At 68.8% G+C, this 23,634-nt stretch carries 24 protein-coding genes; 20 read left to right on the forward strand and 4 right to left on the reverse strand.

Annotation, left to right across the window (positions count from 1 at the left end; translation table 11 throughout):
• Nucleotides 1-39: 39 nt before the first annotated feature.
• Nucleotides 40-1,623, forward strand: a complete 1,584-nt coding sequence (locus ACFY0T_RS13495; RefSeq protein ID WP_388869379.1) for an ABC transporter substrate-binding protein — start codon at nucleotides 40-42, stop codon at nucleotides 1,621-1,623.
• Nucleotides 1,624-1,694: 71 nt separating this feature from the next.
• Here the strand turns inward: ACFY0T_RS13495 and ACFY0T_RS13500 are convergent, their stop codons facing one another.
• Nucleotides 1,695-2,366: a response regulator transcription factor gene (locus ACFY0T_RS13500; protein ID WP_010988071.1), complete on the reverse strand. Its 672-nt coding sequence runs from the start codon at nucleotides 2,364-2,366 to the stop codon at nucleotides 1,695-1,697.
• Between the two features lie 83 nt (nucleotides 2,367-2,449).
• Nucleotides 2,450-3,520 carry a RecB family exonuclease gene (locus ACFY0T_RS13505; RefSeq protein WP_388868600.1) on the reverse strand — a complete coding sequence of 357 codons (1,071 nt, stop codon included), beginning with the start codon at nucleotides 3,518-3,520 and terminating at the stop codon, nucleotides 2,450-2,452.
• Between the two features lie 175 nt (nucleotides 3,521-3,695).
• Between ACFY0T_RS13505 and ACFY0T_RS13510 the strand changes: the two genes are divergently transcribed.
• The 3 genes from ACFY0T_RS13510 (at nucleotide 3,696) to ACFY0T_RS13520 (ending at nucleotide 7,011) form a co-directional block, all read left to right on the forward strand.
• Entirely contained in the window at nucleotides 3,696-5,267 is a 1,572-nt protein-coding gene (locus ACFY0T_RS13510) for a site-2 protease family protein (RefSeq protein ID WP_388868602.1), read from the forward strand.
• Between the two features lie 62 nt (nucleotides 5,268-5,329).
• Complete coding sequence (locus tag ACFY0T_RS13515; RefSeq protein WP_388868605.1) at nucleotides 5,330-6,232, forward strand: tRNA (adenine-N1)-methyltransferase; 903 nt, start codon at nucleotides 5,330-5,332, stop codon at nucleotides 6,230-6,232.
• A gap of 206 nt (nucleotides 6,233-6,438) precedes the next feature.
• Nucleotides 6,439-7,011, forward strand: a complete 573-nt coding sequence (locus tag ACFY0T_RS13520; protein WP_388868607.1) for a hypothetical protein — start codon at nucleotides 6,439-6,441, stop codon at nucleotides 7,009-7,011.
• A 94-nt stretch (nucleotides 7,012-7,105) separates the two neighbouring features.
• Here ACFY0T_RS13520 and ACFY0T_RS13525 read toward each other — a convergent pair whose 3' ends face one another.
• Entirely contained in the window at nucleotides 7,106-7,411 is a 306-nt protein-coding gene (locus ACFY0T_RS13525; protein ID WP_388868610.1) for a ferredoxin, read from the reverse strand.
• Between the two features lie 253 nt (nucleotides 7,412-7,664).
• On the opposite strand from ACFY0T_RS13525, the gene arc reads away from it, so the two are divergent.
• From arc to prcA, 6 genes are all read left to right on the forward strand, one after another.
• Nucleotides 7,665-9,431, forward strand: coding sequence for a proteasome ATPase (gene arc / locus ACFY0T_RS13530; RefSeq protein ID WP_388868612.1), 1,767 nt, complete (start codon nucleotides 7,665-7,667; stop codon nucleotides 9,429-9,431).
• A 234-nt stretch (nucleotides 9,432-9,665) separates the two neighbouring features.
• Nucleotides 9,666-11,177, forward strand: a complete 1,512-nt coding sequence (dop, locus tag ACFY0T_RS13535) for a depupylase/deamidase Dop (RefSeq protein WP_388868615.1) — start codon at nucleotides 9,666-9,668, stop codon at nucleotides 11,175-11,177.
• Nucleotides 11,178-11,333: 156 nt separating this feature from the next.
• Nucleotides 11,334-11,552: a ubiquitin-like protein Pup gene (locus ACFY0T_RS13540; RefSeq protein WP_060902297.1), complete on the forward strand. Its 219-nt coding sequence runs from the start codon at nucleotides 11,334-11,336 to the stop codon at nucleotides 11,550-11,552.
• 160 nt (nucleotides 11,553-11,712) lie between these two features.
• Entirely contained in the window at nucleotides 11,713-11,931 is a 219-nt protein-coding gene (locus ACFY0T_RS13545) for an endonuclease VII domain-containing protein (RefSeq protein ID WP_388869381.1), read from the forward strand.
• A complete protein-coding gene (gene prcB, locus ACFY0T_RS13550; RefSeq protein WP_388868617.1) occupies nucleotides 11,883-12,728 on the forward strand; it encodes a proteasome subunit beta in 846 nt (281 codons plus the stop codon). The genes ACFY0T_RS13545 and prcB overlap by 49 nt, the downstream gene beginning before the upstream one ends.
• A 56-nt stretch (nucleotides 12,729-12,784) precedes the next feature.
• Nucleotides 12,785-13,543 (forward strand): proteasome subunit alpha, encoded by a 759-nt coding sequence (prcA, locus tag ACFY0T_RS13555; RefSeq protein WP_388868620.1) that lies wholly within the window; start codon nucleotides 12,785-12,787, stop codon nucleotides 13,541-13,543.
• A gap of 375 nt (nucleotides 13,544-13,918) precedes the next feature.
• Here prcA and ACFY0T_RS13560 read toward each other — a convergent pair whose 3' ends face one another.
• A complete protein-coding gene (locus ACFY0T_RS13560; RefSeq protein WP_388868622.1) occupies nucleotides 13,919-14,947 on the reverse strand; it encodes a LacI family DNA-binding transcriptional regulator in 1,029 nt (342 codons plus the stop codon).
• Between the two features lie 121 nt (nucleotides 14,948-15,068).
• On the opposite strand from ACFY0T_RS13560, the gene ACFY0T_RS13565 reads away from it, so the two are divergent.
• From ACFY0T_RS13565 to tatC, 10 genes are all read left to right on the forward strand, one after another.
• On the forward strand, nucleotides 15,069-16,328 hold the full coding sequence (locus tag ACFY0T_RS13565) for an MFS transporter (protein ID WP_388868624.1): 1,260 nt from the start codon (nucleotides 15,069-15,071) through the stop codon (nucleotides 16,326-16,328).
• Nucleotides 16,329-16,337: 9 nt separating this feature from the next.
• Entirely contained in the window at nucleotides 16,338-17,699 is a 1,362-nt protein-coding gene (pafA, locus tag ACFY0T_RS13570; RefSeq protein ID WP_059196529.1) for a Pup--protein ligase, read from the forward strand.
• 230 nt (nucleotides 17,700-17,929) lie between these two features.
• The gene (locus tag ACFY0T_RS13575; protein WP_388868627.1) at nucleotides 17,930-18,910 is read left to right on the forward strand and encodes an FKBP-type peptidyl-prolyl cis-trans isomerase; all 981 of its coding nucleotides are present in this window, start codon (nucleotides 17,930-17,932) and stop codon (nucleotides 18,908-18,910) included.
• Nucleotides 18,911-18,965: 55 nt separating this feature from the next.
• Nucleotides 18,966-19,337 (forward strand): FKBP-type peptidyl-prolyl cis-trans isomerase, encoded by a 372-nt coding sequence (locus ACFY0T_RS13580; protein WP_369245382.1) that lies wholly within the window; start codon nucleotides 18,966-18,968, stop codon nucleotides 19,335-19,337.
• A gap of 199 nt (nucleotides 19,338-19,536) precedes the next feature.
• Nucleotides 19,537-20,490, forward strand: a complete 954-nt coding sequence (locus tag ACFY0T_RS13585) for a helix-turn-helix transcriptional regulator (protein ID WP_388868630.1) — start codon at nucleotides 19,537-19,539, stop codon at nucleotides 20,488-20,490.
• A 15-nt stretch (nucleotides 20,491-20,505) separates the two neighbouring features.
• Nucleotides 20,506-21,531: a helix-turn-helix transcriptional regulator gene (locus ACFY0T_RS13590; protein WP_388868633.1), complete on the forward strand. Its 1,026-nt coding sequence runs from the start codon at nucleotides 20,506-20,508 to the stop codon at nucleotides 21,529-21,531.
• Nucleotides 21,532-21,644: 113 nt separating this feature from the next.
• Nucleotides 21,645-21,905 (forward strand): hypothetical protein, encoded by a 261-nt coding sequence (locus tag ACFY0T_RS13595; RefSeq protein ID WP_388868635.1) that lies wholly within the window; start codon nucleotides 21,645-21,647, stop codon nucleotides 21,903-21,905.
• A gap of 10 nt (nucleotides 21,906-21,915) precedes the next feature.
• Nucleotides 21,916-22,110, forward strand: coding sequence for a hypothetical protein (locus ACFY0T_RS13600; RefSeq protein ID WP_369245378.1), 195 nt, complete (start codon nucleotides 21,916-21,918; stop codon nucleotides 22,108-22,110).
• Between the two features lie 238 nt (nucleotides 22,111-22,348).
• Entirely contained in the window at nucleotides 22,349-22,639 is a 291-nt protein-coding gene (tatA, locus tag ACFY0T_RS13605) for a Sec-independent protein translocase subunit TatA (protein WP_388868638.1), read from the forward strand.
• Between the two features lie 47 nt (nucleotides 22,640-22,686).
• Nucleotides 22,687-23,631, forward strand: coding sequence for a twin-arginine translocase subunit TatC (tatC, locus tag ACFY0T_RS13610; RefSeq protein WP_388868641.1), 945 nt, complete (start codon nucleotides 22,687-22,689; stop codon nucleotides 23,629-23,631).
• Nucleotides 23,632-23,634 lie beyond the last annotated feature (3 nt).

The following is a 23,634-nucleotide window of genomic DNA, read 5'->3' on the forward strand; positions in this document are numbered from 1 at the left end:
GCCCCGGGCACTCGAGACCCGACGACAAGGCACATGCACGTGAACATGCGCAACCAGTGGCCAGTTCTGCCGATCGTGGCGGGGCTGGCCTCCGGCCTGCTCACCGGATGCGGCTCCGAGACGGGCGACTCCGGCGGCAGCGGCTCCTCCGTGGTCATGGGGATGTCCGACGACGTCCTGTCCACCGACCCGGCGTCCGGCTACGACCCCGGCTCCTGGCTGTTGTTCAACAACGTCTTCCAGTCGCTGCTGAGCTTCCCCAAGGGCGGCACCGAGCCGGAGCCCGAAGCCGCCAAGGAGTGCGCGTTCGCGGACACCGAGACCAAGGTGTACAAGTGCACGCTGCAGGACGGGGTGAAGTTCAGCAATGGTGACGCGCTCACCTCGAAGGACGTGAAGTTCTCCTTCGACCGCATGCTGAAGATCAACGACGGCGCCGGTCCCGCGATCATGTTCCCCATGCTCGGCTCGGTGGAGACCCCGGACGAAAAGACCGTCGTCTTCCACCTCAAGTACGCCGACGCCACCTTCCCGAGCAAGATAGCCTCCGGCGCCGGCTCGATCGTGGACCACCAGCAGTACTCCGCGGACGGACTGCGCAAGGACGACCAGGCCGTCGGCTCGGGCCCGTACAAGCTGGATTCCTTCAGCAAGGACAAGGCCGTCTTCTCGGTCAATGACAGCTACCAGGGCACCGCCAAGGTGCAGAACTCCGGCGTGACGCTGAAGTTCTTCCACGGTGACCAGGCCGCCCTCAAGAACGCGCTGGTCAGCGACCAGATCGACCTCGCCTACCGAGGCCTCGCCGCCGACGACATCGCGGACATCGAGAACAGCGCCTCCACCGGCCTGGGCATCAACGTCGTCGAAGGCAGCAGCGCCGAAGTGCAGCACCTCGTCTTCAACATGGACGACCCGGTCGCCGGCAAGCTCGGCGTGCGCAAGGCCATCGCCTATCTGCTCGACCGCGAGGCCCTGGTCGACGAGGTCTACGAGGACACGGCCACGCCGCTCTACTCGATCATCCCGGCCGGCATCACCGGCCACAACACGTCCTTCTTCGACACCTACGGCGCCCGCCCCTCCACGTCCAAGGCCGAGGCCGCGCTGCGCTCCGAGGGCATCACCGGCAAGGTCAAGCTGACCCTGTGGTCGACGCCGTCGCGCTACGGCCCCTCCACCGACGCGGAGTTCAAGGCGATCGCCAAGCAGCTCAACGCCAGCGGGCTGTTCGACGCGGCCGTCAAGTCCGTCGCCTTCGACCAGTACGAGAAGGACATCGCCGAGGGCAAGTACGGCGTGTACGTGAAGGGTTGGGTGCCCGACTACCCGGACCCGGACAACTTCACGGCCCCCTTCTTCGGCAAGGGCAACGTGCTGAGCAACAACTTCACCAACAGCACGATCACCGGCCAGCTCATCCCGAAGACGGCCGCCGAGAGCGACCGCTCCTCGACCGACGCCGACTACGGCAAGCTCCAGGACCTCGTGGCCGACGAACTGCCGGTCATCCCGATCTGGCAGGCCAAGCAGTACGCCGTCGTCCGCGACAACGTCTACGGCCTGGAGTACTGCCTCGACGCCTCGACCGTGTTCCGCTTCTGGGAGATCAGCAAGGGCTGACAACCGGTATACGTGCAGTGAGGGCGCCCCCTTCCAGAAGGGGGCGCCCTCAACGTCTGTGCTGTGATGGGCTACTGCGCGCCGGGGCGCACCAACCCGCTCTCGTACGCGTACACCGCTGCCTGCACCCGGTCGCGCAGCCCCAGCTTGGTCAGGACATGGCCCACATGCGTCTTGACCGTGGTCTCGCTGACGAACAGGTCGGCCGCGATCTCCGCGTTCGACAGGCCGCGCGCCACCAGCTTCAGCACCTCGACCTCACGCTCGGTCAGCGTGTGCAGCGTGTCCGGAACCGGCTCGTCGCCGGAGGGCAGATGGCCCGCGTACTTGTCGAGCAGCCGACGCGTGATACTCGGCGCGAGCATCGCCTCGCCTGCCGCGACCACCCGGATCGCCTGCACCAGCTCATTCGCGGGCGCGTCCTTGAGGAGGAAGCCGCTGGCGCCCGCGCGCAGCGCCTCCACCACGTACTCGTCGAGGTCGAACGTCGTCAGCACCAGAACCTTCGCCGGACCGTCCCGGCCGGGGCCGGTGATCTGCCGGGTCGCCTCGACACCGTCCATCCGCGGCATACGGATGTCCATCAGAACCACATCGGGCTGCAGGGCACGTACTTGGTCGAGTGCCTGGAGACCGTCACCGGCCTCGCCGACGACCGCAAGGTCCTGCTCCGCTTCCAGGATCATCCGGAAGCCGGTACGCAGCAGCGGCTGGTCGTCGACCAGTAGGACGCGGATGGCCACGTAAGTCTCCTTCGCTAGTCCGGCCCCATTCTGCCCTGCGCGTGTTGTCCGGTTCGCCTTCGGGGCGCTCCAGCCCCTTCGGCTCAGGCGCCGCCCGGCTCGGGCGCCCTGACTGCCAGCGGGTAGGGCGGGGGAGTACCGCCGAATTCCGGGCATACCGCCTGGTGGTCGCACCAGCCGCAGAGCTTGGTTGGCCGGGGCCGCCAGTCACCCGTCTCGGTCGCCTGCCGGATCGCGTCCCACAGGGCGAGCAGCTTGCGCTCGACGCGCTCCAGGTCCGCGATCACCGGGTCGTACGTCAGCACATCACCGCTGCCGAGATAGACCAGCTGGAGCCTGCGCGGGACGACCTGCTTCAGCCGCCACACCACCAGGGCGTAGAACTTCATCTGGAACAGGGCGCCTTCGGCGTACTCGGGCCGCGGCGCCTTACCGGTCTTGTAGTCGACGATCCGGACCTCGCCCGTCGGCGCCACGTCGACCCGGTCGATGATGCCGCGCAGCTTGAGCCCGGAGTCCAACTGCGCCTCGACGAACAGCTCCCGCTCGGCGGGCTCGAGCCGGGTCGGGTCCTCCAGCGTGAACCAGCGCTCCACCAACTGCTCGGCCTCACCGAGCCAACGCGCCAGCCGCTCGCCCTCGGGGTCGTCGGCGAACAGCTCCACGACCTCCGGCCTGGTCTCCCGCAGGCGGTCCCACTGCCCGGGGATCAGCGCCTTGGCGCGCGGCGCCGTCCGCTCCGTCGCCGGCGCGTCGAAGAGCCGCTCCAGCACCGCGTGCACCAGCGTGCCGCGCGTCGCCGCCTCGCTCGGCTTCTCGGGCAGCTTGTCGATCACCCGGAACCGGTAGAGCAGCGGGCACTGCATGAAGTCACTGGCACGTGAGGGCGAGAGCGAGGCGGGCGGCACCGCCGGTATGGCCGGCACGGCCACGACGGCTTCTGCCGCTTCCGCCGCTTCCGCTGTGACGGCTCCGATCGGCTCGGCGGGGACGGCTTCGGTCGCCACGGTTCCCGTCGGCTCCGCCGCGGCGGCTTCGGTCGCAACGGCTCCCGTCGGTTCGGCCGCGACGGCCTCGGCCCGCTCAGCCGGTACGGCGGCCCCGACGCCGTCGTCGGGGCCCGTCTCTGCGACGCCCTCGGTGCTGGTCTCCATGACGACAGACCTTACGGCCCGCCACTGACAGTGACCCAGCCGCGGCGCGGGCGACGGCACGGGAAACGGAGGGGGTGCCGGGGCGGAACGCGCCGCGACGGCCGCATACCATCGACCACAGACCCTCCTGCTCCGCATGATTCGGGGCGGGAGACGCTTCGAACGAGGGGACATCGTGGACGAGAGCGGCGGGAGCGGGCAGCCGCGGTCCGGTACAGACGAAGCGACCGAGCGCGACGAGGGGCCCCAGGCCCCCACGGGCCCGGCCGCGGACACCACGCGCCCCGGACCGGCCCGACACGATCGCCCCACCGGGCCGACGCCCACGGCGCCGAGCGAACCCGAGCCCCAGCCCGACACCTCGGACGAGGCCCAGCCCGGGGCGGCCGGCGACGCCTCGAACGAGCCCGAGGCGCACGCGGGCAGCCCGAACGATCCCGAGGCGCACACGGGCAGCCCGGACGAGCCCCCGGCCGACCCCGGCGCCTCCGACGAAACCCTGGTGACGGCCGCTCCCCGGCCCACGGGAACCGAGCCCGCCCGGACCCCCGCCCGGTCGGCGGGGGTCCGGGGACGGCCACCGCGCCGCGGCAAGGAACCCGGCGGCGGACTGCTCATGGGGCGCCCCTTCGGCGTGCCCGTCTACGTCGCGCCCAGCTGGTTCCTCGTGGCCGCGCTGATCACCTGGGTCTTCGGCGGTCAGCTCGACCGCGTGCTCCCGGAACTCGGCGCCGCCCGCTACCTGGTGTCCCTCTTCTTCGCGGTGGCCTTCTACGCCTCCGTACTCGTCCACGAACTGGCCCACACCGTCGCCGCCCTGCGCTTCAAACTGCCGGTGCGCCGGATCCAGCTGCAGTTCTTCGGCGGAGTCTCGGAGATCGAGAAAGAGACCGAGACCCCGGGCCGGGAGTTCGTGCTGGCCTTCGTCGGCCCGCTGCTCTCGCTCATCCTGTCCGGCCTCTTCTACCTCGCCATGCAGACCGTCGAGGCGGGCACGGTCCCGGGCGTCCTGCTGGCCGGCCTGATGATCTCCAACCTCATCGTGGCCGCCTTCAACCTGCTGCCCGGACTGCCCCTCGACGGCGGCCGTATGCTCCGCGCCGTCGTCTGGAAGATCACCGGCAAGCCCATGAGCGGCACCATCGCCGCCGCCTGGGTCGGCCGTGCCCTCGCCGTCTCCGTACTGATCGGGCTCCCCCTGCTCACCCAGTCCGGAGCAATCGGCGACACCCCGGACGACATGGGCGGCATGGACACCGTCACGGACGCCCTGCTCGCCGCCATCCTCGCCGCGATCATCTGGACCGGCGCCGGCAACAGTCTCCGCATGGCCCGCCTGCGCGAACACCTCCCGGAGCTGCGTGCCCGCTCACTCACCCGGCGCGCGGTCCCCGTCGAGACCAACACCCCGCTCTCCGAAGCCCTGCGCCGCGCCAACGCCGCCGGCGCCCGCGCCCTGGTCGTCGTCGACGCCGACGGCGAACCTCTCTCCCTCGTCCGCGAGGCCGCCATCGTCGGCGTACCGGAGCACCGTCGCCCCTGGGTCGCGGTCAGCGGCCTCGCCCAGGACCTCACCGACGGCATGCGGGTCTCCGCGGAGCTGGCGGGTGAGGAGCTCCTGGACGTCCTGCGGGCCACCCCCGCGACCGAGTATCTGGTGGTGGAGGAATCCGGAGAGATCTACGGCGTCCTCTCGGCGGCGGACGTGGAGCGCGCCTTCGTGAAGGCCATGGCCCGGCCCAGCTGAGCCCAGCGAACCCGCACGCGCGCGTGGTCTACGGCCCCTCCCAGGACCGGTAGGCTGGTCACATGTCCGAACCGACCGGTGCCGCCCGCAGGCGCGGGCCCTTCAAGGTCGGGGACCAGGTTCAGCTGACCGACCCCAAGGGCCGCCACTACACGTTCACGCTCGAAGCGGGGAAGAACTTCCACACCCACAAGGGTTCCTTCCCGCACGACGAGCTGATCGGCGCTCCCGAGGGCAGCGTTGTCCGCACCACGGGGAACGTCGCCTATCTCGCGCTGCGCCCCCTGCTCCCCGACTACGTCCTGTCCATGCCCCGCGGCGCCGCCGTGGTCTACCCCAAGGACGCGGGGCAGATCCTGGCCTTCGCCGACATCTTCCCCGGCGCACGCGTCGTGGAGGCGGGCGTCGGCTCCGGCTCGCTCAGCAGCTTCCTGCTGCGCGCCATCGGCGACCAGGGCATGCTGCACTCCTACGAGCGCCGCGAGGACTTCGCCGAGATCGCCCAGCAGAACGTGGAGCGCTACTTCGGCGGCCCGCACCCCGCCTGGCAGCTCACCGTCGGCGACCTCCAGGACAACCTGAGCGACACCGACGTCGACCGCGTCATCCTCGACATGCTCGCCCCCTGGGAGTGCCTGGAGGCCGTCTCCAAGGCGCTCGTCCCCGGCGGCATCGTCTGCTGCTACGTGGCGACCACCACCCAGCTCGCGCGGACCGTCGAGTCCATCCGCGAGATCGGCTGCTTCAACGAGCCGACCGCCTGGGAGTCGATGATCCGCAACTGGCACATCGAAGGCCTGGCCGTCCGCCCGGACCACCGGATGATCGGCCACACCGGCTTCCTGCTCACCGCCCGCCGCCTCGCGGACGGCGTCGAGCCGCCCATGCGCCGCCGCCGCCCCGCCAAGGGCGCGTACGGCGAGGACTACGCCGGCCCCAACGCCGACGGTGGCGCCGCCCGCTGACGCAAGCGGCGGACAAAACCGCCGCTGACGTACCCAACGCACCACAAATGTGGCCGAGTTCCCGAAACCGCCCGGGAACTCGGCCACAGTACTTTTCTGTTGACGCGCCGCCAGAAGTCCGGACCCCGCCGTTCCGCCCCACTGTGACGTGTGGCACTATGCGGGACACCCCCACCGGCACAGCCCTCACAGGAGACACATCTCTCGTGCAGCAATCCGCCGTCCCGGAACTGGCACACACGCACACCAGCCCCATCCAGTGGGTCGCCACGGCCACCGCCATCGCCGGAGTCGTCGCGCTGTCCTCCGTCCTGCAGCCAGACCCGGCGCGGGCCGCCCAGCCCGGCCCCGAGGCGAACTCCGCGGCCGCCGTGACGGCACCCGACCCCGCCCTGGTCGACTTCCCGATCGAATGCGGGCCCACCAAAGCCCTCGTACAGAAGAAGGCCTCCGGAGACCTCGACCGCGACGGCCGCCCCGAAACCGTCGCCGTCGTCCGCTGCGACGCGGGCTCGGGCACCCCGCCCAACGGCGTCTACGTCCTCACCCAGGCCGTCGGCGCGAAGAAACCCCGCGTCGTCGCCACCCTGATCGACCCCAAGGACCGCCTGAGCGTCACGGACTTCGCGCTGCGCGACGGAGCCGTCACCGCCACCCTCCTCGGCTACTCGTCGGCCGACGTACCGAGTTGCTGCCCCGACGTGAAGGACCGCGCCAAGTGGCAGTGGAAGGACGGCACGTTCATCCGCTCCACCCCCTCCGAAGCACGGAGTGTGTGAGCCGACCTTCTGAAGTCCGGACCATAAGAAAACACCCTCCGCTTCGCGGAGGGTGTGAGAAACCAGACATTCGTGACGCGGAGTGCGCCTCAAGTCACTCCGCGTCAGGGCCGTAGACCTCGACCTTGTCCGAAACCCGACGCACATGAATGCAGTCGCCCGGGCACTCCTTCGCCGAGTCCCGCACATCGCTCAGAAGCGGAAGCGGTACGGGCGTTGTGGCGCCCGGGGCCTGCAGCAGCTCGTCGTCGGGGCTCTTCACATAGGCCAGGCCGTCGATGTCCAGCTCAAAGACCTCGGGCGCGTACTGGGCGCAGATCCCGTCGCCCGTACACAGATCCTGATCGATCCAGACCTCGAGCGCCTCGCCGTCGACTGCGGCCTCCTGCTGCACGGTCATTTCTCCTGCCGTTTTCTGCGCCGAGTGATCCGAAGACTGGGGAATCGGGCCAGCTCTGACGGGTGTTGAACACTTCGACCCTACCTCCGGCGGCTTCCCAATCATGTTCGGTGGGTATTCCCCTGGCGTGAGGGAGAGCGCAAGGGTGAAGATCGGACACACCCCGACAGTCTTTGTGATCTAGGGGTTTCAATCGACACCCACCCAGGTAGGGTCTGGAAGCGTCCAGCTCCCCTTGGAGGAGGTGAGGACCGTGGCAGCCCACGACGACGACATGAACCGCGGCATCCGCCCGGGACGAGGGTCCGATGACCCCGCCGGGCAGATTGCCTACCTTGAGCAGGAGATCGCCGTCCTGCGACGCAAGCTCGCCGACTCTCCGCGTCACACGAGGATTCTCGAAGAGCGGATCGTCGAGCTGCAGACCAACCTGGCCGGCGTATCCGCACAGAACGAGCGGCTCGCCAACACGCTCCGTGAGGCCCGCGACCAGATCGTGGCCCTCAAGGAAGAAGTCGACCGGCTCGCACAGCCGCCGGCAGGCTTCGGTGTCTTCCTCACGGCGAACGAGGACGGCACGGCCGACATCTTCACCGGGGGCCGCAAGCTTCGGGTGAACGTCAGCCCCAGCGTCGAGCTCGACGAGCTCCGGCGCGGCCAGGAAGTGATGCTCAACGAAGCCCTCAACGTGGTCGAGGCCATGGAGTACGAGAGCGTCGGCGACATCGTCACCCTCAAGGAGATCCTCGAGGACGGCGAACGCGCCCTCGTGGTGGGGCACACCGACGAGGAACGGGTGGTACGGCTCGCCGAGCCGCTGCTGGACGTCACCATCCGCCCCGGCGACGCTCTGCTGCTCGAACCCCGTTCCGGCTATGTCTACGAAGTTGTCCCGAAGAGCGAAGTCGAGGAACTCGTCCTCGAAGAGGTCCCGGACATCGGCTACGAGCAGATCGGCGGCCTGGGAAACCAGATCGAGATGATCCGCGACGCCGTCGAGCTCCCCTACCTCTACCCCGACCTCTTCAAGGAGCACGAACTGCGGCCGCCCAAGGGCGTGCTGCTCTACGGGCCCCCCGGATGCGGCAAGACGCTCATCGCCAAGGCCGTCGCCAACTCGCTGGCCAAGAAGGTCGCCGAGGTGACCGGACAGGCCGCGGGCAAGAGCTTCTTCCTCAATATCAAGGGCCCCGAGCTCCTGAACAAGTACGTCGGCGAGACCGAGCGGCAGATCCGCCTCGTCTTCCAGCGTGCGCGTGAGAAGGCCAGCGAGGGCACGCCCGTCATCGTCTTCTTCGACGAGATGGAGTCCCTGTTCCGCACCCGTGGATCGGGCGTCAGCTCGGACGTGGAGAACACCATCGTCCCCCAGCTGCTCGCCGAGATCGACGGCGTGGAGGGCCTGGAGAACGTGGTCGTGATCGGTGCCTCGAACCGTGAGGACATGATCGACCCCGCGATCCTGCGCCCTGGACGCCTCGATGTGAAGATCAAGATCGAGCGCCCGGACGCCGAGGCCGCGAAGGACATCTTCGCGAAGTACCTCACCGAGCGCCTCCCGCTGCACTCCGACGACCTCGGCGAGCACGGCGGGGACCGGTCGGCCACCGTCCACGGCATGATCCAGACCGCCGTGGAGCAGATGTACGCCGAGTCCGAGGAAAACCGCTTCCTCGAGGTCACCTACGCCAACGGTGACAAGGAAGTCCTGTACTTCAAGGACTTCAACTCCGGCGCCATGATCGAGAACATCGTCGGCCGCGCCAAAAAGGCGGCCATCAAGGCCTTCCTCGAACAGAACCAGAAGGGCCTTCGGGTCTCCCACCTCCTCCAGGCCTGCGTGGACGAGTTCAAGGAGAACGAGGACCTGCCGAACACCACCAACCCGGACGACTGGGCCCGCATCTCCGGCAAGAAGGGCGAACGGATCGTGTACATCCGTACCCTGGTGACCGGAAAGCAGGGCGCGGACACCGGACGCTCCATCGACACGGTGGCGAACACCGGTCAGTACCTGTAAAAGACAGGGCGGCTGCGGGTGCCCTCACCGGGTACCCGCAGCCGACTGTTTTCCGGGTCACGGCTGGAGCAGAGCAATGACGCAAATGATCTCCCCACCAGCGCAAAGGCGTTCTAGGCTCTTTCGTACCGCCGAGTCGCGCGTTGCGGGGACGGGCACCGCACACGCACCGGAGCACCAGCGGTACTTGAGCAGCGCCCCCGACCGAGGGCGCCGCCGGGCAAGGAGGGCCGCATGACCGTACGGCGAGTAATGGGCATCGAGACGGAGTACGGGATCTCCGTCCCCGGCCACCCCAACGCCAATGCCATGCTCACCTCATCCCAGATCGTCAACGCGTACGCGGCGGCGATGCACCGGGCGCGCCGCGCCCGCTGGGACTTCGAGGAGGAGAACCCGCTGCGGGACGCGCGAGGCTTCGACCTCGCCCGCGAGGCCGCCGACGCCAGCCAGCTCACCGACGAGGACATCGGCCTGGCCAACGTCATCCTCACCAACGGTGCACGGCTCTACGTGGACCACGCGCACCCCGAATACAGCGCCCCGGAGGTCACCAACCCGCGGGACGCCGTCCTGTGGGACAAGGCCGGCGAACGCATCATGGCGGAGGCCGCGGAGCGCGCCGCCCAGCTCCCCGGAGCCCAGCCGATCCACCTCTACAAGAACAACACCGACAACAAAGGCGCCTCGTACGGCACGCACGAGAACTACCTGATGAAGCGGGAAACCCCCTTCTCGGACATCGTGCGCCACCTCACGCCGTTCTTCGTCTCACGCCAGGTCGTCACCGGAGCGGGCCGCGTCGGTATCGGCCAGGACGGCCACGAGCACGGCTTCCAGCTCAGCCAGCGCGCCGACTACTTCGAAGTCGAGGTCGGCCTCGAAACCACCCTCAAGCGGCCCATCATCAACACCCGCGACGAGCCGCACGCCGACGCCGAGAAATACCGCAGGCTCCACGTCATCATCGGCGACGCGAACCTCTCCGAGATCTCGACCTATCTGAAGCTGGGCACCACGGCCCTGGTCCTGTCCATGATCGAGGACGGCTTCATCGCCGTCGACCTGGCGGTCGACCAGCCCGTACGCACCCTGCACCAGGTCTCGCACGACCCCACGCTGAAGCGACTCGTCACGCTCCGTAGTGGGCGGACGCTGACGGCCGTACAACTACAGATGGAGTACTTCGAGCTCTCGCGCAAGTACGTGGAGGAACGGTTCGGGGCCGACGCCGACGAGCAGACCAAGGACGTCCTGCTGCGCTGGGAGGACACCCTGAACCGCCTGGAAAACGATCCGATGAGCCTCTCCGGAGAGCTGGACTGGGTTGCCAAGCGGGAGCTCATGGAGGGCTACCGGCGCCGCGACAGCCTCGACTGGGACGCCGCCCGGCTGCACCTGGTGGACCTCCAGTACGCCGACGTACGGGCCGAGAAGGGCCTCTACAACCGCCTCGCGGCGCGCGGCAAGATGAAGCGCCTCCTGGACGAGGCGGACGTGGACCGGGCCCGCACCAAGCCTCCGGAGGACACCCGCGCGTACTTCCGCGGGCGCTGCCTGGAGCAGTACGCGGACGACGTCGCGGCGGCCTCCTGGGACTCGGTGATCTTCGATCTGCCCGGCCGGGACTCGCTCCAGCGCGTCCCAACCCTCGAGCCGCTTCGCGGAACGCGTAATCACGTCAAGGAGCTCCTCGACCGCTGCCGGACGGCGGAAGACCTGGTCAGGGTCCTGTCGGGCGGCTGAGCGGGCCCCTGGGTACCAGGGCCGGTCGGGGTGGAAAAAGGCGGCGTCCGGGAATCATCGAGGTGGCTCCCGGACGTTGTAGCAACTGCGGGGCCGATGTCGGACCCTGCTTGTAGGGTCTGATCAAGAACGTCGAACCGAGCGGGGTGAAGGTTTATGGCGACCAAGGACACCGGCGGCGGACAGCAGAAGGCGACGCGTTCCACCGAGGAGGTCGAGGAGCAGGCGCAGGACGCGCAGGTATCGGACGACCTCAAGGAACGCCAGGAGAAGCTGAGCGACGACGTCGACTCCGTGCTGGACGAGATTGACGATGTCCTCGAGGAGAATGCGGAGGACTTCGTGCGCTCCTTCGTTCAAAAGGGCGGACAGTAGCCACATACGCGAACAAGCAGCTTGAAGAAGTGCTCGGGCTGCCAGGAGATGCTTCCGGTCAGCGCATTCGCGGCTAACAGGTCACGGCCTGATGATCTTCAGGCCAACCGTCGTGAGTGCGCTGCCGAGTACTGAGCGAGACGAGATGGTTGCCTCTCAAATGGGGCTCTGTGTGATCTGTTTGAAAGCTCCCGCTGTTCATGTGGATCACTGCCATGAGACGGGTAGGGTCCGTGGCGTACTGTGCTTCAACTGCAATTCGGCCATCGGCAAGTTGGGAGATGATCCCGACGCTGTTCGTCGGGCTGCCGCCTACTTGGAAGGATCCTCGTGGAAGCCAACACTCGTAGCACCGGGCGTCTACCAGCTGCCTTCCTGACGCCTGGATCGTCGTCCTTCATGGACTTCCTGTCCGAGCACCAGCCGGAGCTGCTCCCGGGCAAGCGGCAGCTGCCGCCGATCCAGGGCGTGATCGAGGCCCCGCACGGCACGACCATCGTCGCCGTCACGTTCCCCGATGGCGTCGTGCTCGCCGGTGACCGGCGGGCGACCATGGGGAATGTCATCGCGCAGCGCGACATCGAGAAGGTCTTCCCGGCAGATGAGTACTCGGCGGTGGGTATCGCCGGTACGGCGGGTCTGGCCGTCGAGATGGTGAAGCTGTTCCAGCTGGAGCTGGAGCACTTCGAGAAGGTGGAGGGTGCTCAACTCTCCCTGGAGGGCAAGGCGAACCGCCTGTCCACGATGATCCGTTCCAACCTCGGCATGGCCATGCAGGGCCTGGCCGTGGTGCCGCTCTTCGCCGGGTTCGACGTGGACCGTGGCAAGGGCCGTATCTTCTCCTACGACGTCACCGGCGGCCGCTCCGAGGAGCACGGCTTCGCGGCCACGGGCTCCGGCTCGCTCTTCGCGCGCGGCGCCATGAAGAAGCTCTACAGCTCCGACCTGACCGAACAGCAGGCCACGACTCTCGTCGTTCAGGCCCTGTACGACGCGGCCGACGACGACTCGGCGACCGGTGGTCCCGATGTCGCCCGCCGGATCTACCCGATCGTCACTGTGATCACCGAAGAGGGATTCCGTCGTGTCACCGATGAGGAGTCCTCCGAGATCGCCCGCTCGATCCTGGAGCGGCGCCTTGAGCAGCCCGACGGTCCGCGGGCCGCGCTGCTCTGAGCCCGGCTCTTTAGCAAGGTGATCCAGTGACTTCGACAGAAAGGGACGGATAACCGGTGTCGACGCCGTTCTATGTCTCACCTCAGCAGGCCATGGCCGATCGGGCCGAGTACGCCCGCAAGGGCATCGCCCGTGGCCGCAGCCTGGTCGTGCTGCAGTATGCCGACGGCATCGTGTTCGTCGGCGAGAACCCGTCCCGGGCGCTGCACAAGTTCAGCGAGATCTATGACCGGATCGGCTTTGCGGCCGCCGGCAAGTACAACGAGTACGAGAACCTGCGGATCGGTGGTGTGCGGTACGCCGATCTTCGTGGTTACACCTATGACCGTGATGACGTGACCGCGCGTGGTCTCGCCAATGTGTACGCGCAGACTCTGGGCACGATCTTCTCCTCGGCGGCCGAGAAGCCGTATGAGGTTGAGCTTGTGGTCGCCGAGGTGGGGGAGACCCCCGAGGGTGATCAGATCTACCGGTTGCCGCATGACGGGTCGATCGTGGATGAGCACGGTTCGGTCGCGGTCGGTGGTAATGCCGAGCAGATCAGTAGCTATCTGGATCAGCGTCACCAGGACGGGATGTCTCTGGCGGAGGCGCTGAAGCTGGCGGTGCAGTCGCTGTCGCGGGAGCCGAACGGTGGTGAGCGGGAGATTCCCGCGGAGCGGCTGGAGGTTGCGGTGTTGGACCGTACGCGGCCGCAGCAGCGGAAGTTCAAGCGGATTGTGGGGCGTCAGCTGGCCCGCCTGCTGGAGGCGGGGGGCGCGTCGACCGCTACGGAGGCGGAGGCGGAGGACGCGGACGCCGACGACGAGGAGTGACCTCGGGCTCGGCTTCGGCCTTGCCCATCGCGTGCCCTGGCCTTGTGTTGGCCGGGGCACGCGGCGTTTTGGGTGCGCTTTCCGCCGGTGGGTGGGTCGGGGGCGTGCCGGTACATCCGCCCCGTCGCCGGTCGCAGTGCGGGGCGCTGCCACGGCTCGGCCCGCTGACCACCACGTAAGCGGCGGGGCATGTGATGTACCGGCACGGCCCCTCCCGTGCGTCGGCGACTGCGGGTGGGGGCGGGTCTGTCGGCCCGGCCGGCGATCTTTTAGCCCGTCCGGCGCCGCCCCCAGACCCCCCCGCATCGGGGACGGGTAGGGGCGCAGGTGGCGAAAACATTCCACCCGCGAACGGCACTCGCACCGGAGCGGTGGTCAGGCGAGGGGTAGAGGGGGGCGTGGTGGGGCTGTGGAGCCCCGTATGACCAGGTGGACCGGGATGTCGCCCTCTGGGGGCGTGCGGCCGTCCAGGACGGCCAGGAGGGCTTGCATGCCGCGTTCGCCGAAGAGCTCGGCGTCCAGGCGGACGGTGGTCAGTTCGGGGTCGATGGCTCGGGCGAGGGCCAGGTCGTCGAGGCCGGTGATGGAGATGTCGTCGGGGATGTGCAGGCCCAGGCGGCGGGCCGCCTTGTAGGCGCCGGCCGCGAGTTTGTCGTCGTCGCAGACCAGGGCGGTGGGGCGGGGGCCGGGGGCGGAGAGGGCGGCTGCCGCGGCGGCGAGGGCGTCGTCGATGGAGATGGGGGCGCGGGTGGTGCGGAGCTCGGTGCCGGGGACCTCGGCGAGGCGGGTGGCGAGCTCGCGGGCGCGTACTTCGAAGGTCCAGGAGGCGATGTCGGCCGCGAGGTGCAGGAAGCGGCGGTGGCCCAGGGCGAGGAGGTGTTCGGCGACCTGGCGTACGCCGTCCTTGATGTCGAGGTTGACCGTGGCCGCGCCGAGGCTGCCCTCCGGGTCGCTGTCGAGCATGACGAGGGGAAGCTGGTCGCCGCGGATCGCGGTGAGGGCGTCGGCGGCCATGGAGGAGGCGATCACGCCGTCGAGGGCGGCTGTCGCGGAGCCGAAGGGGTTGCGGGCGGGGCCGATGCCTTCAGGGGAGGGGTAGAGGACGACTCCGAAGCCGTGTGCGGACGCCACCCGGGCGGCGCCGGTGTAGACGCCGGCGAAGAACTCCGTGGTGAGTGCGGGGACGACCAGGAGGACCGTGCGGGTGCGGCCGAGGCGCAGGTTGCGGGCGGCGAGGTTCGGGCGGTAGCCGAGCTCCTGGGCGGCTTCGCGGACGCGTTCGGCCGTGGCTTCGGAGACCCGGCCGCGCCATTTCTCGCCGAGTACCAGTGAGACGGCGGCCTGGGACACCCCGGCGGCCTGGGCGACGTCGCGGCTCGTGGGGCGCGTACTACCTCGTGCCACCGTGGACCTGCTCCCTCGTCTGGACTCGCGGACAGCGCACATGGTACGTATGACAGAGGGCGTTATACGTAAAACTTGAGCTTGCCGGGTCAGCTGGGGCGGTTCTGAGAGAAGGCGGGACATGGCTGCGGGATACCTGGAGATCCTCAGGGCAAGGCACGCCGCCCGGCTGCTCGTCGGCACGCTCGTAGGGCGGCTGCCGAACGCCACCGCCGCCATCGCCGTCGTGCTGTTCATCCGCGCGGAGGGCGGCACGTACAGCCTGGCGGGCGTGCTGGCCGCCGTGTACGGCGTGGCCAATGCGGTGGGGCAGCCGCTGCTCGGGCGGCTCGTGGATCTCTGCGGGCAGCCGCGTGTGCAGCTGCCCGCCGCGCTGGTCGCCGCCCTGGGCATGGCTGTTTTCGCCTTCTCGGGCACGGATCCGCTGCCGCTCGCGTATGTCTCCATGGCTGTCGCCGGGCTCTTCACGCCGCCCCTGGAGGGTGGTCTGCGTGCACTGTGGCCCTCCGTCCTCCGTAAGGAGGACCAGGTGCACACCGCGTACGCGATGGACGCGGTGGCGCAGGAGGTCATGTTCACCGTCGGGCCGTTGCTCGTGACGCTGTGCGCGTCGCTCTGGTCCGCGCAGGCCGCGCTGCTCGTCCTGAACGTCATCGGTGTGCTGGGTGCCCTCTCCGTGGTCGTCTCGCCGCCCTCGCGCGCGTGGCGCTCGGCGCCGCGCGAGGCGCACTGGCTCGGTGCGCTGCGCTCGTCCGGGCTGCTGGCTCTGCTGGGTGCCTTCCTGTTCGTGGGGATCGCGCTCGGCTCGATCACGGTCGCCGCGGTGTCGTATGCGGACGGCCACGGCGGGGACGCGGTGTACGGCTGGCTGATGGCGGGTATCGGGCTCGGCGCGCTGGTCGGTGGCGCGGTGTACGGCATGCGGCAGTGGACTGGTGCGCCCGAGCGGCGACTGCGGGTGCTCGTCGCGCTTCTGGCGGTGTGTTATGTGCCCCTGACGCTGGTGCCGGGGCCGGTCGCCATGACGGCGCTCACCACGCTCGCCGGAGTCTTCCTGGCGCCGTGCATCGCCTGTGCGTTCGTCCTCGTCGACCGGCACGCACCGCGCGGTACGGTCACCGAGGCGTTCTCCTGGCTTGTGACGACGTTCACCGTGGGTGCGTCCGTGGGAACGGGCCTCGCGGGTCCCGTAGTCGAGTGGGGCGGGGCGGTGTGGGGCTTCGCCGTGCCGGGTGCCGCGGGGGCCGCCGCGCTGCTGGTTCTGCTGGCCACGGGGCGGGTCCTCGCAGCTACCGGGAAGGGTGCGGTGGTTGCGGCTTCATCGGAAAATGATCCAAACCGTGCCGCCGAACCCCGTTTCAGCTCAGGGGATCGGGCGTAATGTTCAGTCATGGACCGCCGCATTTTCGGGCTGGAGAACGAGTACGGCGTCACGTGTACGTTCAGGGGACAGCGCCGCCTGTCTCCCGACGAGGTGGCGCGGTACCTCTTCCGCCGTGTCGTGTCATGGGGCCGCAGCAGCAATGTCTTTCTGCGGAACGGTGCCCGCCTCTATCTCGACGTGGGATCACATCCGGAATACGCGACACCCGAATGTGACAACGTGACGGAACTCGTCACCCACGACAAGGCCGGCGAGCGCATTCTCGAAGGACTCCTGGTGGACGCCGAACGACGCCTGCACGAGGAAGGAATCGCGGGCGACGTCTACCTGTTCAAGAACAACACCGACTCGGCGGGTAACTCCTACGGGTGCCACGAGAACTATCTGGTGGCCCGGCACGGGGAGTTCTCCCGGCTCGCGGACATCCTCATTCCGTTCCTCGTCACGCGGCAGCTGCTGTGCGGTGCCGGCAAGGTGCTGCAGACTCCGCGCGGCGCCGTGTACTGCGTCAGTCAGCGCGCCGAGCACATCTGGGAGGGCGTCAGCTCCGCGACGACCCGCTCCCGGCCCATCATCAACACGCGGGACGAGCCGCACGCGGACGCCGAGCGCTACCGCCGGCTGCACGTCATCGTCGGTGACTCGAACATGTCCGAGACGACCATGCTCCTCAAGGTCGGTGCCACCGACCTCGTGCTGCGCATGATCGAGGCGGGCACGGTCATGCGCGACCTCACCCTGGAGAACCCGATCCGGGCGATCCGCGAGGTCAGCCATGACATCACGGGCCGCCGCAAGGTGCGTCTGGCCAGCGGCCGCGAGGCCTCCGCGCTCGAGGTGCAGCGCGAGTACTACGAGAAGGCCGTGGACTTCTGCGAGCGCCGCGGCATCCGCACCGGAACGGTCGAGCAGGTCCTCGAACTGTGGGGCCGTACCCTCGACGCGATCGAGGCCGAGGACCTCGACCGGATCGGCACCGAGATCGACTGGGTCATGAAGTACAAGCTCATCGAGCGGTACCGCGCCAAGCACAACATGACGATGTCGCACCCGCGGGTCGCGCAGATAGACCTCGCCTATCACGACATCCACCGTCGCCGCGGCCTGTACTACCTGTTGGAGCGGAAGGGGCAAGCCGCCCGGATCTGCAACGACTTGAAGATCTTCGAGGGCAAGTCCGTGCCCCCGCAGACCACTCGGGCGCGGCTGCGCGGCGACTTCATCCGGCGCGCTCAGGAACAGCGTCGCGATTTCACCGTCGACTGGGTCCATCTCAAGCTGAACGACCAGGCGCAGCGCACCGTGTTGTGCAAGGACCCGTTCCGTTCCGTCGACGACCGGGTGGAGAAGCTGATCGCCGGAATGTGAGTCGGCTGCGGCCCGCTCGTGGGCCGGTCGGTGCCGGATGCCCGATGCCCGGAGGTGACGCCTCCGGGCATCGGGCGTTCTTTTTCCCGCCCGCTGTCCGCGAAGACGGTCTCCTGACGGACCGTCCGTCGGCCGTTCAGGACGGCGTGTCTCGCGTCAGTCCGTGCGGGACGGGTGCAGGTCGTAGAGTGGCGGCCATTGCCCCCCACCCCCGACTCCCAGTTGGACTGATGAACTACAACGTGAAACGACGTGCCGCGATGCTGCTGGCCGTTCCCGCCCTGTTGTTCACCGCCGCGTGCGGATCGGACGACAAGAACGACAACGAGGCGGCGGGAAGCGTCGCTCAGGTCAAGGGGGAGTTCGGGGCCAAGCCCGAGATCTCCGTCCCCAAGAGCGGGAAGCCGTCCGACAAGACCGTGATCAAGACGGTCTCGACGGGCAAGGGAACCGTGATCAAGGCCTCCGACTTCGTCCGGCTGGACTGGACCGTCGAGAAGTGGGGGAGCGATCAGGCGCTCGGTGGCACCTGGGCCTCGGCGACCGCGAGCGCCAATACGCCGCGGCAGCAGTCCGTCGACCAGATCGGCAAGCAGAGCCAGCAGCTGCCCGCCAAGGTCCTGGACGCCGTGAAGGGGCAGAAGACGGGCAGCCGGATCCTGGTGCAAGGCACCGCGGGCGACCTGATCGGCGCGGGCCTGAACACCTCCTCCGGCATCACCGCCAAGGATGTGCTGATCTGGGTGGTCGACGCGGTCGGCGCCGCCACCGTCGACGCCAAGGACGAGGTCAAGGGGACGCAGGCGGCACCTGAGGCGGGCATGCCCACGGTGTCGGTCACCTCGCAGAAGGCGGCGACCATCACCATCCCCAAGGACACCAAGCCGCCCAAGGACCTCAAGGAGCAGGTGCTGATCAAGGGCAGCGGCAAGAAGGTGGAGGCCGGCCAGGGCATCATCGCCCAGTACACCGGGGTGAAGTGGGAGGACGGCAAGAAGTTCGACTCCTCCTGGGACCACGGTGGCGCCACCGCCTTCCAGATCGGCACCGGTTCCGTGATCGTCGGCTGGGACAAGGGCCTCGTCGGCAAGAACGTGGGCGACCGGGTCCTGCTGGTGATCCCGCCGTCCCTCGCCTACGGCTCCAACCCCCAGAGCGAGCTGGCCAAGAACACGCTCGTGTTCGTCGTCGATATCCTCGGCACGGTATGACCACAGAGTCTGTGAGACTGTCCGGGACGCATGCCGTGCAACAAGGAGTAATGAAGTGAGCATCGAGAAGCCCGAGATCGACTTCCCGGGCGGCGAGCCCCCGGCGGACCTCGAGATCAAGGACATCTGGGAGGGCGACGGCCCGGTCGCCAAGGCCGGTGACTTCGTCAAGGTCCACTACGTGGGTGTGGCCTTCTCCACCGGCGAGGAGTTCGACGCCTCCTGGAACCGTGGCACCCCGCTCGAGTTCCAGCTCGGCGTCGGCCAGGTCATCAGCGGCTGGGACCAGGGCGTGCAGGGCATGAAGGTCGGCGGCCGCCGCCAGCTGATCATCCCGGCGCACCTCGCGTACGGCGACCGCGGCGCCGGCGGCCGTATCGCCCCGGGCGAGACGCTGATCTTCGTCTGCGACCTCGTGTCGGTCTGATCCGCCACCGCGATCGGGCTTTGGTCCGATCATCGTGAAGGACGGACTTCGGTCCGATCTTCGTATGCCGTGTGATCACGGTCTGACCGGACCCGATCACCTGGGGCCCATGCCTGTCCGGGCATGGGCCCTCGGCTTTTGCCGCGCCACTCCGGAGCGGTACGGTCATCGGTCGGAAGCACCATAGGGAAGGGCGTCGATGGCCATTGCCAAGGCCGAGCGGCTGATGAACCTGGCGCTGTGTCTGCTCGGGACACGGCGGCCGCTCAGCAAGCGCGAGCTGCGAGAGTCCATCGAGGCCTACCTCGAAGCCGGCTCGGACGACTCCTTCAACCGGATGTTCGAGCGCGACAAGGACGATCTGCGCGAACTCGGCCTGGTCATCGAGACGGTGGAGAACCTCGACGGCGAGGTCGGCTATCTCGCCCGCCGCGACAGCAACCGGCTGCCGCCCATCACGCTCGACGCCGAGGAGGCCGCCGCCCTCGGTCTGGCCGCCAAGGTCTGGCAGCAGGCGCGCCTCGCCGGAGCGGCGAGCGGCGCCCTGCAGAAGCTGCGCGCCGCAGGCCTGCCCGAGGACGTGGACCCGTACGAGGCCCATGGCGCCCTGGAGCCGCACATCCCCGTCCACGAGGCGGCCTTCGAACCGCTGATGCTCGCCTGCCGCGACCGCCGCCCGGTTGTCTTCGACTACCGCAAGGCCACCGCCGCGCACCCCGAGACCCGGCATGTCGAGCCGTGGGCCCTGGAGTGCTGGCGTGGCCACTGGTACCTGGCCGGCTGGGACCGCGACCGCGGCGCCGAGCGCGTCTTCCGGCTCTCCCGGATCACCGGCAAGGTCCGCACCCGCGCGGGGCGCTACACGGCCGAGGTGCCCGACGTCGTCACCGTGCGCGAGACGGTCGCCGGCTGGGCCGGGGAGATCGCGGACCGCTCCGCGATCATCCGGCTGCGTTCGGGCTCGGGCTATCCGCTGCGGGCCAAGGCCGTCTCCGTACGGGAACTGGGCGACGGCTGGGACGAGTTGGAGATTCCGTACGGGCACGGCCTGGACGCCTGGCTCGTCGAGTTCGGGCCCGACGTGGTGGTCCTCGAGCCCGCCGAGCTGCGGGCCGACGTGGTCGAGCGGCTGCGCGCCGTGGCCAAGGGCTGAGGGGGACGTAAGAAAGTGGTAGGAAAACCGGCCAGGCCCACGAACGCGATCGACCAGACCCGGCGGATGCTCTCGCTGGTGACGTATCTGCGGGAGCGCCCCGGCGCGCGCGTCGAGGATGTCGCCCGGGCCTTCGGGATCAGCGAGGACGAGCTGATCTCCGACCTCGACGTGCTGCCGCTGTGCGGGACCAGCTTCCGCGGCGGCGATCTGCTCGACATCGACACCGACGGCGACCGGATCTGGTGGCACAACCCGGATGACGTCGCGGAGCCGCTGCGTATCGCGGCCGACGAGGCGACCGCGCTGCTCGTGGCCGCCCGCGCGGTGTCCACGCTGCCCGGGCTGCGCGAGGGCGACCGGCAGGCGCTGCTGCGGGCCACCGCCAAGGTGGAGGCAGCCTCGGGCGAGGCGGCGGGCGCCAGCTCCCGCCTCTCCGTGACCTTCGAGTCCGAGGGCGGGGTCTTCGCGGACGTCGACCGGGCGATCTCCGAGCGGCGCCGGCTGTGGATCCGCTACTACTCGCCCTCGCGCGATGAGCTCACCGAGCGCGAGATCGACCCGATCCGCCTGGTCAGCGTCGGGCACACGTATGTGGAGGCCTGGTGCCGCCGCTCAGAGGCGCGCCGCACCTTCCGGCTCGACCGGGTCGCCGAGATCCGCATCCTGGACGAGCCGTCCGCGCCGCCCGAGATCGAACTGCGGGACCTCTCCGAAGGGCTCGTGCAGCCCGCCGCGGAGGACCCCGAGGTGGTCGTCGAGGTCGGGCCGGGCGGGCGCTGGGTCGCCGAGTACTACCCGCACGACAGCGCGGATGAGCTGCCGGACGGCGGGCTGCGTATCACTCTGCGGACCCCCGACCCGACGTCGCTGCGGCGGCTGGCGCTGCGCCTCGGTGGCGACGGCCGGATCGTGTCGCCGCAGGACCTCGCGGACAGCGCCCGGCAGGCGGCCCGCAAGGCGCTCGCGGCCTACGACGGGCTCGACGGGCTTCAAGGGGATCAGGACGGGCCGTACGACAGGCAGGAGCAGGGGCTTTGAGCACGTCGTCGATGTCTGGTGCGCCGGAGAAAGCCGGTGCGGCGGAGAAGGCTGCTACGCCGGGGAAGGCTGCCACGCCGGGGAAGGCGGGTGCGCCCTCGGGTGCGCCGGAGATGTCGGTCGTGACGGCCTTCGCCGGGATGAGAAGGGTGGTCGATGTGATGTTCAAGGCCGCCTGTCCCGACTGCCGGGCCGGCTTCGAGCTCAAGGCGAGCGCCCTGCGGCTGGCCATCGGTGCCAGCAGTCGCACCACCTTCTACTCCTTCACCTGTCCCGAGTGCGGCTCGGCCGTGCGCAAGCCCGCGGGCGAGCGCGTCGTCGAGCTGCTCACCGGGGGCGGGGTGCGGACCCTGCGTCTGCACTCCACCCTCTAGGGTCGACGTCATGTTCTGGCCGATGTTTGCGATCGCTGTGGGATTCCTGGGAATCGCCGTACTCGGAGTGCTCGCCGTCCGTGTCTTTTTGGAGGCGGAGCGTTTGGGTCGACAGGTTTCCGACTCCGCGCGCCGCATCAGCAGGGCCGCGGAGGATCTGGAGCGGGCGGCCGTGAGTACGGCGAGCTCTGTGGATGCACTGTGAGTCGCGGGCACGTTGTGCCTTGAGTGGCTTTCGCCCTGTCACCTTTCCGGCAACGGCAGGTACGCTGCTGGTCGCGGCCCGGAGAACGAGGCGCGAGTCGCGAACTGGGAGTACGCACAGGGATTGCCCCGCGTTTACCCCTGAGCGTTACGATCGCTGTCAACACGACGATCGGACACATGTCCGACCGATCGGACAGCACCCCGACCATGCAGCCTCGGTGAGAAGGTAAAGACTTATGTTCGGAAGGCTCGGAGCTCCCGAGATCATTCTCATCCTCGTCGTCATCATCCTGCTGTTCGGCGCGAAGAAGCTTCCGGACATGGCTCGCTCCCTCGGCAAGTCCGCGCGCATCCTCAAGAGCGAGGCCAAGGCGATGAAGTCGGAGGGCCAGGACAACGCGGCCGCGCCGGCCGGTCCGCCCAGCACCGACGAGCAGCCCCCGGCTCAGCGCACCATCCAGGCCGCCCCCGGCGACGTGACCAGCTCGCGCCCGGTCACCGAGCCGACGGACACGACCAAGCGCTGACGCAGGGCCGGTGACCTCCGGCCCGCCGCACGAGATGGGAACGTGGGTTGCTCAAGTCTGCCCGCAACAAGGAGAAGGATCCCGAGGGGCGGATGCCCCTCGCGGAGCACCTGCGTGAGCTCCGGAACCGGCTCGCGAAAGCGATGCTGGCCATCGTCGTCATCACGGTCCTGGCCGCCTTCTTCTACAACGACATCATCAACATCATCACCAAACCGATCCTCGACTCGGTCGGCTGCGACAAGACCTTCGAGGAACTGGCGAAGTCTTCCAAGGGCCAGTGTGCGCAGATCACGGTCAACGGCCTGCTCACACCCTTCACGCTGGCGCTCAAGGTCTCGCTGATGGCTGGTGTCGTATTCGCCTCGCCGGTCTGGCTGTACCAGCTGTGGGCGTTCATCGCGCCCGGCCTGCACCGGCACGAGAGGAAGTACGCGTACGCCTTCGTCGGCACGGGCGCCCCGCTGTTCCTCGCCGGCGCGTACTTTGCCTACTCGGTGCTGCCCACCACGGCGAAGGTGCTGATCGGCTTCACGCCGTCGGGCGTCTCCAACCTGCTGCCGCTGGATGACCTGCTCGACCTCGTCACGCGCATGGTCCTCGTGTTCGGTCTCTCCTTCGAGCTGCCTCTGCTCCTCGTCATGCTCAACCTCACTGGTGCCATCACCGGCAAGAGGATGCTCGGCTGGTGGCGCGCCATGATCATGGGCATCACGGTCTTCGCCGCCCTCGCCACGCCCAGCACCGACCCGCTGACCATGCTGGCGCTCGCCGGACCCATCTGGATCCTGTACTTCGGCGCCGTCGCCTTCTCGCTCCTCAACGACCGCCGCAAGCGGCGTCGCGAGGCCGAGGGCCCGGCCGACGACGAGGCCTCCGACCTCGACCTCACGCCCGAGGACATCGGGGCGGTCGAGACCGTGTCGGCCAGCCGGGCACTGCCGGAGCAGGCGAGCTCGGACCGGGTCAACGGTTATGACGACGTGACCTGACGA

The sequence above is a fragment of the Streptomyces sp. NPDC001530 genome (genome assembly GCF_042894545.1).
In the GTDB taxonomy this organism is placed as follows: domain Bacteria; phylum Actinomycetota; class Actinomycetes; order Streptomycetales; family Streptomycetaceae; genus Streptomyces.

What these genes read in the sequence shown, in the direction of transcription:
- ACFY0T_RS13505 (WP_388868600.1), bottom strand. Translation starts at nt 3,520, where the DNA reads ATGGAGACCAGCACCGAGGGCGTCGCAGAGACGGGCCCCGACGACGGC.
- ACFY0T_RS13565 (WP_388868624.1), top strand. Translation starts at nt 15,069, where the DNA reads ATGGCTGCGGGATACCTGGAGATCCTCAGGGCAAGGCACGCCGCCCGG.
- ACFY0T_RS13540 (WP_060902297.1), top strand. Translation starts at nt 11,334, where the DNA reads ATGGCGACCAAGGACACCGGCGGCGGACAGCAGAAGGCGACGCGTTCC.
- dop (WP_388868615.1), top strand. Translation starts at nt 9,666, where the DNA reads ATGACCGTACGGCGAGTAATGGGCATCGAGACGGAGTACGGGATCTCC.
- ACFY0T_RS13585 (WP_388868630.1), top strand. Translation starts at nt 19,537, where the DNA reads ATGGCCATTGCCAAGGCCGAGCGGCTGATGAACCTGGCGCTGTGTCTG.
- pafA (WP_059196529.1), top strand. Translation starts at nt 16,338, where the DNA reads ATGGACCGCCGCATTTTCGGGCTGGAGAACGAGTACGGCGTCACGTGT.
- ACFY0T_RS13600 (WP_369245378.1), top strand. Translation starts at nt 21,916, where the DNA reads ATGTTCTGGCCGATGTTTGCGATCGCTGTGGGATTCCTGGGAATCGCC.
- ACFY0T_RS13515 (WP_388868605.1), top strand. Translation starts at nt 5,330, where the DNA reads ATGTCCGAACCGACCGGTGCCGCCCGCAGGCGCGGGCCCTTCAAGGTC.
- ACFY0T_RS13545 (WP_388869381.1), top strand. Translation starts at nt 11,713, where the DNA reads ATGGGGCTCTGTGTGATCTGTTTGAAAGCTCCCGCTGTTCATGTGGAT.
- tatA (WP_388868638.1), top strand. Translation starts at nt 22,349, where the DNA reads ATGTTCGGAAGGCTCGGAGCTCCCGAGATCATTCTCATCCTCGTCGTC.
- ACFY0T_RS13595 (WP_388868635.1), top strand. Translation starts at nt 21,645, where the DNA reads ATGTCGGTCGTGACGGCCTTCGCCGGGATGAGAAGGGTGGTCGATGTG.
- ACFY0T_RS13525 (WP_388868610.1), bottom strand. Translation starts at nt 7,411, where the DNA reads ATGACCGTGCAGCAGGAGGCCGCAGTCGACGGCGAGGCGCTCGAGGTC.
- ACFY0T_RS13575 (WP_388868627.1), top strand. Translation starts at nt 17,930, where the DNA reads ATGAACTACAACGTGAAACGACGTGCCGCGATGCTGCTGGCCGTTCCC.